Annotated in this window: 11 protein-coding genes; 9 read left to right on the top strand and 2 right to left on the bottom strand. The window is 64.6% G+C overall.

Translation table 11 applies throughout. The features are described from left to right. Positions 1-12 precede the first annotated feature (12 nt). The 7 genes from ACT53K_RS05935 to ACT53K_RS05905 all read left to right on the top strand — a co-directional run bounded on the left by ACT53K_RS05935 (position 13) and on the right by ACT53K_RS05905 (position 7,934). Positions 13-465, top strand: coding sequence for a GatB/YqeY domain-containing protein (locus tag ACT53K_RS05935; RefSeq protein ID WP_476227642.1), 453 nt, complete (start codon positions 13-15; stop codon positions 463-465). A gap of 51 nt (positions 466-516) precedes the next feature. Next, on the top strand, positions 517-1,023 hold the full coding sequence (locus ACT53K_RS05930; protein ID WP_476227641.1) for an endonuclease domain-containing protein: 507 nt from the start codon (positions 517-519) through the stop codon (positions 1,021-1,023). A gap of 3 nt (positions 1,024-1,026) precedes the next feature. Further along, positions 1,027-2,907: a DNA primase gene (gene dnaG, locus ACT53K_RS05925; RefSeq protein ID WP_476227640.1), complete on the top strand. Its 1,881-nt coding sequence runs from the start codon at positions 1,027-1,029 to the stop codon at positions 2,905-2,907. Positions 2,908-2,949: 42 nt separating this feature from the next. After that, entirely contained in the window at positions 2,950-4,977 is a 2,028-nt protein-coding gene (rpoD, locus tag ACT53K_RS05920; RefSeq protein WP_476227638.1) for an RNA polymerase sigma factor RpoD, read from the top strand. 211 nt (positions 4,978-5,188) lie between these two features. Beyond that, a complete protein-coding gene (locus tag ACT53K_RS05915; protein WP_476227636.1) occupies positions 5,189-5,854 on the top strand; it encodes a DUF6975 family protein in 666 nt (221 codons plus the stop codon). A 40-nt stretch (positions 5,855-5,894) separates the two neighbouring features. Beyond that, positions 5,895-6,743 (top strand): AAA family ATPase, encoded by an 849-nt coding sequence (locus ACT53K_RS05910; protein WP_476227635.1) that lies wholly within the window; start codon positions 5,895-5,897, stop codon positions 6,741-6,743. Positions 6,744-6,755: 12 nt separating this feature from the next. Then, entirely contained in the window at positions 6,756-7,934 is a 1,179-nt protein-coding gene (locus ACT53K_RS05905) for a vWA domain-containing protein (RefSeq protein WP_476227633.1), read from the top strand. 3 nt (positions 7,935-7,937) lie between these two features. Here the strand turns inward: ACT53K_RS05905 and ACT53K_RS05900 are convergent, their stop codons facing one another. Further along, positions 7,938-8,231 carry an Hpt domain-containing protein gene (locus tag ACT53K_RS05900; protein WP_476227632.1) on the bottom strand — a complete coding sequence of 98 codons (294 nt, stop codon included), beginning with the start codon at positions 8,229-8,231 and terminating at the stop codon, positions 7,938-7,940. Positions 8,232-8,531: 300 nt separating this feature from the next. Between ACT53K_RS05900 and ACT53K_RS05895 the strand changes: the two genes are divergently transcribed. Both ACT53K_RS05895 and ACT53K_RS05890 read left to right on the top strand, forming a co-directional pair. Beyond that, complete coding sequence (locus ACT53K_RS05895; protein ID WP_476227631.1) at positions 8,532-10,628, top strand: coiled-coil domain-containing protein; 2,097 nt, start codon at positions 8,532-8,534, stop codon at positions 10,626-10,628. 141 nt (positions 10,629-10,769) lie between these two features. After that, a complete protein-coding gene (locus ACT53K_RS05890) occupies positions 10,770-11,549 on the top strand; it encodes an SDR family oxidoreductase (protein WP_476227630.1) in 780 nt (259 codons plus the stop codon). Here ACT53K_RS05890 and ACT53K_RS05885 read toward each other — a convergent pair. Beyond that, entirely contained in the window at positions 11,480-11,905 is a 426-nt protein-coding gene (locus tag ACT53K_RS05885; protein ID WP_476227629.1) for a hypothetical protein, read from the bottom strand. The genes ACT53K_RS05890 and ACT53K_RS05885 overlap by 70 nt on opposite strands. Positions 11,906-11,958: the final 53 nt, after the last annotated feature.

Raw genomic sequence — 11,958 nt, 5'->3', positions numbered from 1 at the left:
TCGAGAGAAACGATGATTCGCGACGACATCAAGGCTGCGCTGGTGACCGCCATGAAGGGCGGGGACAAGGATACCACCGCGACGATCCGCCTGATCCAGAGCGCGATCAAGAACCGCGACATCGAGGCGCGTACCGGCGGCGCCCCGGCGGACGACGACGCGCTGGTGGTGGAAGTGCTGCAGAAAATGGTGAAGCAGCGCCGCGAATCGATCGACATGTATGTGAAGGGCAACCGCCAGGAACTCGCCGATGCCGAGGCGGCCGAGGTCGTGGTGATCGAACGCTTCCTGCCCGCCCAGATGAGCGAAGCGGAAACGACCGCCGCGATCGAGGCGATCAAGGCCGAGCTGGGGGCCAGCGGCATGAAGGACATGGGCCGGGTGATGGCCGAGCTGAAGGCGCGGCACGCGGCACAGCTCGACATGAGCAAGGCGAGTGCGCTGGTGAAGGCGGCGCTTAGCTGACGGTAGCCATCTGCGCGCCCATCCCGCTTGCAGGAGGGGCCGGAGGAGGGAATGGAAGCAGGTACCTACGCCCGCAAGTTGCGAAACAACCCCACGGATGCCGAACTGGCACTGTGGCAGGCATTGAGCGCGCGGAAGCTGGGCGGGGTGCGGTTCAACCGTCAGGTGAAAGTTCCGCCTTATATCTGTGACTTCGTAGCGCGCAGTCTGAAGCTGGTCGTCGAGGTCGATGGCGGGCAGCACGCAGTCAATGCGGCGGAAGATGCCCAGCGGACGCGATGTATCGAATCGAAAGGCTATCGCGTGCTACGGTTTTGGAACAACGACGTGCTGGGGAATCTCGAGGGCGTCGTCGCGGAGATTGAGCGGGTGATCGCGACAATGGCGCCGGTGCATCGTTCTCGAAGCGAGGTATCGGACGGACAACGCCCCTCCCCCAGCCCCTCCCGCAAGCGGGAGGGGAGCAATAGAACCGAAGCGTCGCAGCCTGCGCTCCCCTCCCGCTTGCGGGAGGGGTCGGGGGAGGGGCTGGCCACCCGCGGGAGGGGGAGCGCTTAACCCATGTCCCTCACCCCCGCCTTCCTCGACGAGCTTCGCGCCCGCACCACGCTCTCCACGCTCATCGCCAAGACGGTGAAACTGCAGCGCGCGGGCAAGGAATTCCGCGCCTGCTGCCCGTTCCACAACGAGAAGTCGCCCAGCTTTTACGTCAATGACGACAAGGGCTTCTACCATTGCTTCGGCTGCGGGGCGCATGGCGATGCGATCCGCTGGATGACCGACCAGCGCGGCCTGCCCTTTATCGACGCGGTGAAGGAACTCGCCCAGGCCGCCGGGCTCGACATGCCGGAGCAGGACCGCCGCGCCGCGCAAAAGGCCGAGCGCGCCAAGGGCCTGCACGAGCTGATGGGTGACGCCGCGACCTGGTTCAGCGAGCGACTGAACGGCATCGAGGGTGCCGAGGCGCGCGCCGTGCTCCAGCGGCGCGGCATCCGCGAGGAGACTGCCCGCAGCTTCGGCCTCGGCTTCGCCCCCGATTCGCGCGGCAAGCTCAAGGAAGCGCTGAAAAGCTATGGCGATCCGATGCTGGTCGAATCCGGCATGCTGATCGCGGTCGAGGGCAAGGAACCGTACGACCGGTTCCGCGGCCGCCTGATGATCCCGATCCGCGACGTGCGCGGGCGGGTGATCGCGTTCGGCGGCCGCATCATCGGTGACGGCGAGCCCAAGTACCTGAATTCGCCCGAGACCCCGCTGTTCGACAAGGGCCGCACGCTCTACAATCTCGATCGCGCCCAGGCCGCCGCGCGCAAGGCGAACCGGGTGATCGCGGTCGAAGGCTATATGGACGTGATCGCCCTCGCCCAGGCCGGGTTCGGCGAGGCGGTGGCGCCGCTCGGCACTGCCCTCACGGAGCACCAGCTTGAGCGGCTGTGGCGGCTCTCCGATGTACCGCTACTCTGCTTCGACGGCGATTCGGCCGGACAGAAGGCCGCTCTCCGCGCCGCCCACCGCGCCCTGCCGATGCTGGCCCCTGGCCGCAGCCTCGCCTTCGTGACGCTGCCCCAGGGCCTCGACCCCGACGATCTGGTGCGGTCGCAGGGTCCTGCCGCGTTCGAGGCGCTGCTCGGCAAGCCGGAGCCTTTGGTCGATCGCCTCTGGGCCAGCGAAGTCGCCGCCGAACCGCTCGACACGCCGGAGCAGCGCGCCGGGTTCAAGCGCCGGCTGGCCGAACTTGCAAACCAGATTCAAGACAATACCGTAAAGCACGAATATATCTCAGAATTTCGTGCCAGAGCGGACGAGCATTTCGGTCGCTCCGTGCGCAACGTTCGTCACGATAGCCGCCCTGCCCCGCCCCGCCCGCAGCGCGGCAGCCGGAATGCCCGGGGCGTCTGGCAACCGCCCGAGCAGCCGCCCTCGCCGCTGATCCGCGGCGTGCAGGCCAGCGGACTCGACCCGATCCTCGCCCGCGCCGTTCTCGCCGGGCTGATCCGCCACCCGGCCGAAATCGCCCGGCACATGGAAGTGCTCGGCAGCCTGCGCAGCGCCTCCGATGCGCTCGGCAAGCTGTTCGAAGCGGTGATTGATGTCGCGCTTGCCGACAGGCAGCTTGATAGCAGCAAAGTCCTCACCATATTGGCGCGGTCTGGATTCGATTCAGTGGCTGCTGACTTGCTCAAGGCGAGCACGTTGCCCTTCTCCTTTACGCGCCAGGGTGGCGACGAGGCGAAGGCGCGTGACGATTTGAGCGAGGCAATCGCCGTCATGGTCGCGCAACCCGCGGTAGATGCCGCACTTGCGGAGGCCACGGCAGCGATGCGCGAGGATTTTGACGATGCAGCTTTTGCCCGCCAGGTCGCGTTGGTACGGCAACGGCAGGAGCTGGAAGCACGGCTTGCAAATCTGATGCTTGCGGACGACGGCGTTTTTGAGGAATAGAGGCGGTGTAAAATAGCCGCCATCTGAGTTTCGAGGAATTTGATGGCGAAGGCGAACATGGCAGACGTCACCGACGCAGGCGATACGAGTGACGCGCCCCTGATCGATCTGAACGAAGGTTCGATCAAGAAGCTGATCGCGCGCGCGAAGAAGCGCGGCTATATCACCGTCGACCAGCTGAACGAGATGCTTCCGCAGGATCAGATGACCTCGGAGCAGATCGAGGACATCATGGCCGCGCTCAACGACATGGGCATCAATGTCGTTGAAAATGAGGACGCCGGCGAGGACGCAGAGCCCGAAGACGAGACGGTCGACGAAGTCGATTCGTCCGATTCTGGCGACGACTCCGCACCTGCCTTCGAAACCGCGAAGAAAAAGGAAACCGTCGATCGCACCGACGATCCGGTGCGCATGTACCTGCGCGAGATGGGCGCCGTGGAGCTGCTCAGCCGCGAAGGCGAGATTGCGATCGCCAAGCGGATCGAGGCCGGTCGCGACACGATGATCCTGGGCCTGTGCGAGTCGCCGATAACCTTCAACGCGATCATCGGCTGGTCCACCGCGCTCAATGAAGGTACGATGCAGCTCCGCGAGATCCTCGATCTCGACGCGATGCTTTCCAAGGGTCCGTCGGCCGAACAGGTCGAAGGCGCCGAGGACGACAATGGCGAGATCAGCGAATCGAACGCCGGCCCGTCCTACAAGGAAGAAGAGGATATTGAGGAAGAGTCGTCCGACGAGGATGACGAGCTCACCGAACGCCGAGCGCGCCGTCCGTCGGACGACGAGGAAGAGGATAACACCCTCTCGCTCGCGCAGATGGAAGAACAGCTGAAGCCGCAGGCGCTCGAAAAGTTCGCCAATATCACCGCGGTGTACAAGAAATTCGCGAAAATGCAGCAGCAGCGGCTCGATGCGATGGCGTCGGGCGGTGAGATGCCGGCTGCCGAGGAAAAGAAATATCAGAAGCTGCGCGAGGAACTGACCGCCGAGGTTGAATCGGTGCAGTTCCACCAGGCGAAGATCGAATATCTCGTCGACCAGCTCTACAGCTTCAACCGGCGCCTCACCGCGCTGGGGGGCCAGATGCTCCGCCTTGCCGAACGCCACAAAGTCAGCCGCAAGGACTTTCTCGACCGCTATGTCGACCATGAGCTGGACGAGAACTGGCTGCAGACCGTCGCGACGCTCGACAAGAAGTGGAAGAACTTCGCCGAGAACGAAGCCGGTGCGGTCGACCGCATCCGCACCGAGATTTCGGAAATCTCGCAGCAGACCGGCATGGCGCTCAGCGAGTTCCGCCGCATCGTGAACATGGTGCAGAAGGGCGAGCGCGAGGCGCGTATTGCGAAGAAGGAGATGGTCGAGGCCAATCTTCGTCTCGTGATCTCGATCGCGAAGAAGTACACCAACCGCGGTCTGCAGTTCCTCGACTTGATTCAGGAAGGTAATATCGGCCTGATGAAGGCGGTGGATAAGTTCGAATATCGCCGCGGCTATAAGTTCAGCACCTATGCGACGTGGTGGATTCGCCAGGCAATTACCCGCTCGATCGCCGATCAGGCGCGCACCATCCGCATTCCGGTGCACATGATCGAGACGATCAACAAGTTGGTGCGCACCAGCCGCCAGTTCCTCCACGAGCAGGGCCGCGAGCCCACGCCGGAGGAAATGGCCGAGCGCCTGAGCATGCCGCTCGAAAAGGTGCGCAAGGTGATGAAAATCGCGAAGGAGCCGATCAGCCTCGAAACGCCAATCGGCGACGAGGAGGATTCGCACCTCGGCGACTTCATCGAGGATAAGAACGCGATCATCCCGGTCGACGCGGCGATCCAGGCGAACCTGAAGGAAACGGTAACCCGCGTCCTCGCCAGCCTCACCCCCCGCGAGGAGCGCGTGCTGCGCATGCGCTTCGGCATCGGCATGAACACCGACCACACGCTGGAGGAAGTCGGCCAGCAATTCTCGGTGACGCGCGAACGTATCCGCCAGATCGAGGCCAAGGCGCTTCGCAAGCTGAAGCACCCCAGCCGCAGCCGCAAGATGCGCAGCTTCCTCGATCAGTAACTGCCGCGACGATCGCGATCGACAAAGGGCCTCGCCAGAAACTGGCGGGGCCCTTTTGATATCAGCGCGATATGCACAGATCCGAAGACATCGCTGCCGTTATGGTTAAACGCGCGAAAACCACGTTCCTACGCGGTTCAGTAGATTTCCCTAGCTTATAGAACGGCTCCGCACTTCGCGGGACTTTGCCACTGCTTTTTTTGGGGCGCGTATGCCGTTTGATTCCGTTCAGATTGCCCAACTCGGTGCCGCCTGGAGCACCATGGGTTCGCTGGCCGAAGCCGATGGCAGTGCCAACCACTCCTATTTGCGCTCCCTGCGCGTAAGCGATGCGCCGATACGCGACCTTTCGGACGCGATCCATTATATCTGCCGCCTGCACGCGCGCCATCCCGGGATGATCGACCATGCCCTGCGCCAGGCGCGCCAGCCGATCGAAACCGGCTGGCTCGAAGCCTGTGCGGACGCCTTTTCCGACGAGCGCGCCTATATGGCGCGACTGGTGGCCGCCGCCGGCCCGCTGCCCAGCACGCCCGGCCATGCGGAGTCGGAGGCGGCTGCGGCGGCCCAGCGCCACGCGCTGGACATGCTAGCCCAGTCTGGTCGCGCCGGTTGCGCGACCGGTGCCGCGGTGGCGCTGGTAATCGATTGGGTGGAGATTCGCGCCACGCTTGATGCCGCAGCCCGCCGCTGGGGCGTGGCCATCGCACCGGCCCAGTTCCCCCTCGCGGCGGAGACCGTCAGCATGGTCGACGCTCTAGCCCGTGAGGGTTCGATCGAGCGCGCAATGCTGTTCGGCGCGCAACAGGTCTATGCCCAGCATCGCGGCCTGTGGGATCTGCTGGAGGCACGGGCCGGGGCTCGCGGCCGGCACTGAGCCTTGCCACCGGCGCCCTTCGGCCGGTACACCCTGGGACATGCGCTTCGAAGGTACCCAGAGCTACGTCGCGACCGATGACCTGAAGGTCGCCGTCAACGCCGCCGTCACGCTCCGCCGACCGCTGCTCGTCAAGGGGGAGCCCGGCACGGGCAAGACCGTGCTCGCCTATGAGATCGCCAAGGCGGTCGGCGCGCCGCTGATCGAATGGAACGTCAAATCGACGACCAAGGCGCAGCAGGGGCTGTATGAATATGATGCCGTTGCCCGGCTGCGCGATGGCCAGCTCGGCGACCCGCGCGTCCACGACATCGCCAATTATATCCGCAAGGGGAAGCTGTGGGAGGCGTTTACCAGCCCCACCCTGCCCGTGCTGCTGATCGATGAGATCGACAAGGCCGATATCGAGTTCCCCAACGACCTGCTTCAGGAACTCGACCGCATGGAGTTCCACGTTTACGAAACCGGCGAGAATGTTCGTGCCGCCGAACGGCCGATCGTCGTCATCACCTCGAACAACGAGAAAGAACTGCCCGACGCCTTTTTGCGCCGGTGCTTCTTTCACTACATCAAATTCCCCGATCGCGAGACGATGCAGGCGATCGTCGACGTCCATTTCCCCGGCATTCAAAAGCTGCTGGTCGGCAAGGCACTCGACCTCTTTTATGAAGTGCGCGAAGTACCAGGACTCAAGAAAAAGCCCTCGACCAGCGAGTTGCTCGACTGGCTGAAGCTGCTGCTCCACGAGGACATGCCGCTGGAGGTGCTCCAGTCGCGCGATCCGACCAAGGCGATCCCGCCGCTCCACGGCGCGCTGCTCAAGAACGAGCAGGACGTGATGCTCTTCGAACGGCTCGCATTCATGGCGCGGCGCCAGCGGCCGAGTTGAGCCGGCAGGCCCATGTTCCTCGCCTTCCTCGACGCGCTGCGCTCGGCGGGCATTCCGGCCAGCCTGAAAGAACATCTGCTGTTACTAGAGGCGCTTGATCGGGACGTGATCGATCGATCGCCCGAGGCCTTCTACTATCTCGCCCGCGCCACTTATGTGAAGGACGAGGGCCTGCTCGACCGGTTCGACCAGGTTTTCGCGCATGTCTTTCGCGGCATCGAAACGCGCTTCACCGATGGCCGACCCGACATTCCCGAAGAATGGCTGCGCGCAGTCGCCCAGAAGTTCCTGACACCAGAAGAGATGGCGGCAATCGAATCGCTCGGCTCCTGGGAAAAGATCATGGAGACGCTGAAAGAGCGCCTCGCCGAGCAGCAGGAGCGGCACGAAGGCGGCAATCGCTGGATAGGTACCGGCGGCACCTCCCCCTTCGGCAATGGCGGCTATAATCCCGAGGGCGTTCGCATCGGCGGCGAGAGCAAACACGGCCGTGCAATCAAGGTCTGGGAGAACCGCGAATTTCGCAACCTGGATTCGACGCGCGAACTCGGCACCCGCAACATCAAGATCGCGCTGCGCCGCCTGCGCCGTTTCGCCCGGGAAGGCGCCGCCGACGAGCTGGACATCGATGCGACGATCGCCGGTACTGCGCGTCAGGGCTGGCTCGACGTGCGCATGCGCCCCGAGCGCCACAATGCGGTCAAGCTGCTGCTGTTCCTCGACGTCGGCGGTTCGATGGACCCATTCATCAAGCTATGCGAGGAACTGTTTTCGGCTGCGACCGCCGAATTCAAGAATCTCGAATTCTTCTATTTCCACAACTGCCTGTACGAAGGCGTGTGGAAGGACAATCGCCGCCGCGCCACCGAACGCACCCCCACGGCGGAAATCCTGCACAAATACGGGCACGACTATAAAATCGTGTTCGTCGGCGATGCATCGATGAGCCCCTATGAGATCACGCACGCGGGCGGATCGGTCGAGCATTTCAACGAGGAAGCGGGAGCAGTGTGGCTGCAGCGCGTCGTAGATACCTATCCCGCGACGGTCTGGCTTAACGTGCTGCCGGAGGCGCAGTGGAGCTATTCGCAATCGGTGGGCATGATCCGGGGGCTGATGCGCGACCGCATGTACCCGCTGACGCTCGACGGCCTCGACGCCGCAATGCGCGAGCTCAGCCGAAAGCGGTGAGGCTCAGAGTCGCTCGACCGCGCGTTCGATCCGGCGGAGCAACGTCCTGTCCTGCGCTGTGCGCGATACGGCTTCTTCAGCCAGCGCCATCAAGCGGACCGCGCCAAAGCTGGCAGCCAGGCTCTTGAGCCGCAGTGCTGCGGTTGCCCATTGCTGCGCGCCTTTTGCGGCTTTCAGCCCTTCGAGCGCGCTGCGGACGCCCGCCAGAAACTCCGCGCGCAGTTCGGCAATGAGCACGGGCTCATCTCCCACCGCCGCTGCGAGCGTCGCATCGATAGCACCCGGATCATAGGCCATGAAAACGATCTAGCGCGGCAGCGTTAACCCTTCGTTTCAGCGTCAAATTCGCTGTCCGCTATTGGTCGTGCGTGCAATTATGGTACATCAGGAGGCATGACAGGGGGCAGAAGGGCCAGAATGGCGCCCGGCGCAGAAGTTTTGCAACATGAGGAGCTGGTTCTGAGCGAACCCGCCTTGCCATCCGACGTGGTGGATGAATCCGCAACCTGGGACGATGCGGAACCTGCTCGACCGCGCCGCGCCGGTTGGCTGGCGCCTGTAATTGCGTGGATCGCCGCCTTGGCCAGCGTCGGGGGGATGCTCGCTCTGCTTTGGCCCGCCCTCCGCGCCGGCATGACGCCGCCGCAGCTCGTCCAGTCGGTCGCTGCACTCTGCGTCCCACCCGTGCTGGTCGCGCTTCTCTACTTGCTGGCGCTGCGTACCAGCCGTGCCGAGGCACAGCGTTTCGGCGCCACGGCCCGGGCAATGCGCGCCGAGGCATCCTCGCTGGAGCGCACGGTCGCAACCCTTGCGGCCCAGATCGACGCCAATCGCGTCGCCCTCGCTGAACAAGCGACTGCGCTGCAGGATATCGGCACGCGCGCCGTCGAGCAAATCGCCGTTGCCGCTGAAGCCGCAGCCCGCCAGGCCCAGGCAGTCCAGTCCAGCGTGCAACAGCTTGGGGACACGACCGCCGATGCCGAGCGGCGCGTGGCGGTGGTCCTTTCCACCCTTCCCAAGGCCCATGACGAAATGCGTGGGCTGGCGGAGCGCGTCGATGCCGCCGGGCTCCTCGCCAGTGAACGCGCTGCAGCGCTGGATGCGCAGCTTTCCGCGCTCGGTGAGCGTGGTCGCGAGGCCGACCAGATCGCCAGCGGTGCTGCCGAGCGGCTGGCCGCCAATATTGCCCGGATGGAAGCCAGCAGCGCCGCTGCCAGCAGCCGTCTGGAGCAGCTTACCGGTCAGATGTCCGCCGATGTTGACGCGGTGCTCGAACGCGCATCGCAGGCAGTCGACGAATCCCGCCGCGGCATCGCGGCCACGGGCGAAGCGATGCTGGCGATGGTCGCCGCCAATCAGGCCTCGCTGGAGCGCGCCGGGCTGGAAAGCACGACCGCGATGGGCGACCGAATTGCCGCCATCGAGGAAGTCATCCAGCGCATCTCTTCGCGCCTCAGCGAAGAAAAGATGCGCAGCGACGCGCTGTTCCAGCGCCTGGCGGACGGCGCTGCGCAGCTCGATCGCGAACTCGACGCGCTGCACGCGACCGGCATGGAGCGCACCCAGTCGCTGTCCGCGACCATCAGTGTCCTCCATCAATCGATGGATGCGATGACCGACGCGATGCGCGCAGGCGACACCACGGCCCGAGTCGTTATCGGCACCGCTGAGGAACTGCTGACCGCGCTCGACGCCGCCGCGCGCGAGATGGACGAGACGATGCCGGAGGCGCTGGCCCGGCTCGACGCGCGAATCAACGACAGCCGCAAGGTCGTTTCCGCGTCCAAGCCCGAGCTGCTTGCGCTGGTCACGGCCGCCGAGAGCACGCACGATGCGATCGAAGCGATCGCCGATGTTGTATCGAAGCAGCGCGACACCCTGGCGAAAACGCAACAATCGCTGCTGGATACGCTGGCGACCGGTGGCGAGCAGGCCGAAACGCTGGGTCGCATCGTCGACGAGACAATCGCGACGACGCGACGCTTCACCGACAGCGCCGCGCCCGACCTCGTCGAAGCACTGGTGCGGGTGCGAGAGACCTCGCACGCCGCCGCCGACCACGCGCGCGAAACGCTCGCCGCGATCGTGCCTGACGCTGCCCGTGCGATCGAGGAAGCAAGCGGCGAGGCACTGCAACGCGCCGTGGAGAATTCCGTACAGTATCAGTTGCAAGCGTTGCAGCGCGAAACGGATGCCGCCGTGCAGGCTGCGGCCCGCGCCTCAGGCCGCCTCAGCGATCAGATGCAGGCTCTCAGCGACGCCAGCAGCGCGCTGGAGGCACGTATCGAGGAAGCGCGCGAGGCGCAGGAGCGCGCCGACAGCGATTCCTTCTCGCGCCGCGTGTCGCTGCTGATCGAGGCGCTGAACTCGGCCTCGATCGACATCGCCAAGACTTTCTCCGCCGAAGTGACCGACAGCGCCTGGGCGGCCTATCTCAAGGGGGACCGCGGTGTCTTTACGCGCCGTGCGGTACGCCTGCTCGATCCGCAGGACGCGCGGGAAGTGCTGCGCCTCTATGACGGCGACGAGACCTTCCGCGACAATGTGAACCGCTATATCCACGACTTCGAGGCCATGCTGCGCCAGATCCTCGCGCTGCGCGACGGATCGCCGCTGGGTGTCACCTTGCTGTCGTCGGATATGGGCAAACTCTATGTCGCGCTTGCCCAGGCAATCGAGCGGCTGCGCACCTAAGGCTTGCGAGCGCCCGGGCCGACGCCCAGCTTTTCTGCACAAGGAGTCTTGCGAACGATGATCCAGCGTCACCGCTAAGGCGGCAATGCACAAGCGGGCGGCCCGGCGCCGTCGCGGCTGGACTCTATCTGCGAGACAATCATGCAAAGACTGAACGGCAAGACCTGCGTCGTAACCGGCGGCGCGCGCGGCATCGGCCGCGCAATTTGCGCGCGCTTCCTGGCCGAAGGCGCCACCGTGATCCTGACGGACCGCGACATCGATGCGGGTGCGACGGCGGCGGCAGCGCTTGGCTGCGATTTCATCGAACTCGACGTGGCGGAGGAAACCGACTGGGAGCGGCTGGCGCAACTGGTACCCACCGCCGATGTGATGGTGAACAATGCCGGGATCACTGGCTTTCAGGACGGACCCGCCGCCCATGACCCGGAGCATGCAACACTGGCGGACTGGCGAGCGGTACACCGCGTCAATCTCGACGGCACCTTTCTTGGCTGCCGCTATGCGATCGGCGCGATGAAGGACCGAGGCACCGGCTCGATCATCAACCTCTCGTCGCGCTCGGGATTGGTGGGCATTCCCCTCGCGGCCGCCTATGCCTCCTCCAAGGCGGCGGTGCGCAACCACAGCAAAAGCGTCGCGCTCTATTGTGCGCAGCAAGGTTGGCGAATTCGCTGCAACTCGATCCACCCGGCGGCGATTCTCACGCCGATGTGGGAACCGATGCTCGGAGACGGGCCGGATCGGGAAATCCGCATCGCCGCTTTCGTCGCCGACACGCCGCTACGGCGCTTCGGCACGGCCGAGGAAGTCGCGGGGGTCGCTGCGATGCTGGCGGCCGATGAATCGGCCTATGTCACCGGCGCCGAATTCAACATTGATGGCGGCCTGCTCGCCGGATCGGCGGCCGCGCCCGGGTGAATACCGTCAGTTTCGCCAGCGAGAATTGCGCGCTCGCGGGCGATCTCCTGCCGCAACTTGCTGCGGATTACCGCCGACGCACGACAATAACCGGCCCAGTCACTGCTTACCCGTCGCAAGGTCCAGGTGCCGATATGATGGCTCGATTCAGCGCGCGAACGGCGTGTGTCGTCCCGCAGTGCGACGATCGATGCATCGCCGCGCCCTTCGGCAATTGCGCGCTCGCAAAGGCTGGTAACGCATTGCCGACGGGCGGTGCTCAAGCGCGTCAACCGGTAACGCCCGGCCATTACCGCTTCTTCCTCGCAGCGCGACGCCAGGCACAGCCGCTCCATCTCATCGAGCGCGGCAAGCATCTGAACATGCAGGCTATTTAAGGCGTCCATCTCTTCTTTATAGAAGAGGCACC

Source organism: Sphingomonas sp. DMC8 (assembly GCF_056314185.1).
The sequence above is the reverse complement of the archived record's forward strand: the minus strand, read 5'-3'. Positions and strand labels throughout refer to the sequence as shown.

Coding starts and splice junctions, on each gene's coding strand:
- ACT53K_RS05890 (WP_476227630.1), top strand. CDS start 10,770: ATGCAAAGACTGAACGGCAAGACCTGCGTCGTAACCGGCGGCGCGCGC.
- dnaG (WP_476227640.1), top strand. CDS start 1,027: ATGTCCCTCACCCCCGCCTTCCTCGACGAGCTTCGCGCCCGCACCACG.
- ACT53K_RS05905 (WP_476227633.1), top strand. CDS start 6,756: ATGTTCCTCGCCTTCCTCGACGCGCTGCGCTCGGCGGGCATTCCGGCC.
- ACT53K_RS05900 (WP_476227632.1), bottom strand. CDS start 8,231: ATGGCCTATGATCCGGGTGCTATCGATGCGACGCTCGCAGCGGCGGTG.
- ACT53K_RS05930 (WP_476227641.1), top strand. CDS start 517: ATGGAAGCAGGTACCTACGCCCGCAAGTTGCGAAACAACCCCACGGAT.
- ACT53K_RS05915 (WP_476227636.1), top strand. CDS start 5,189: ATGCCGTTTGATTCCGTTCAGATTGCCCAACTCGGTGCCGCCTGGAGC.
- ACT53K_RS05910 (WP_476227635.1), top strand. CDS start 5,895: ATGCGCTTCGAAGGTACCCAGAGCTACGTCGCGACCGATGACCTGAAG.
- ACT53K_RS05895 (WP_476227631.1), top strand. CDS start 8,532: ATGCTCGCTCTGCTTTGGCCCGCCCTCCGCGCCGGCATGACGCCGCCG.
- ACT53K_RS05935 (WP_476227642.1), top strand. CDS start 13: ATGATTCGCGACGACATCAAGGCTGCGCTGGTGACCGCCATGAAGGGC.
- rpoD (WP_476227638.1), top strand. CDS start 2,950: ATGGCGAAGGCGAACATGGCAGACGTCACCGACGCAGGCGATACGAGT.
- ACT53K_RS05885 (WP_476227629.1), bottom strand. CDS start 11,905: ATGCTTGCCGCGCTCGATGAGATGGAGCGGCTGTGCCTGGCGTCGCGC.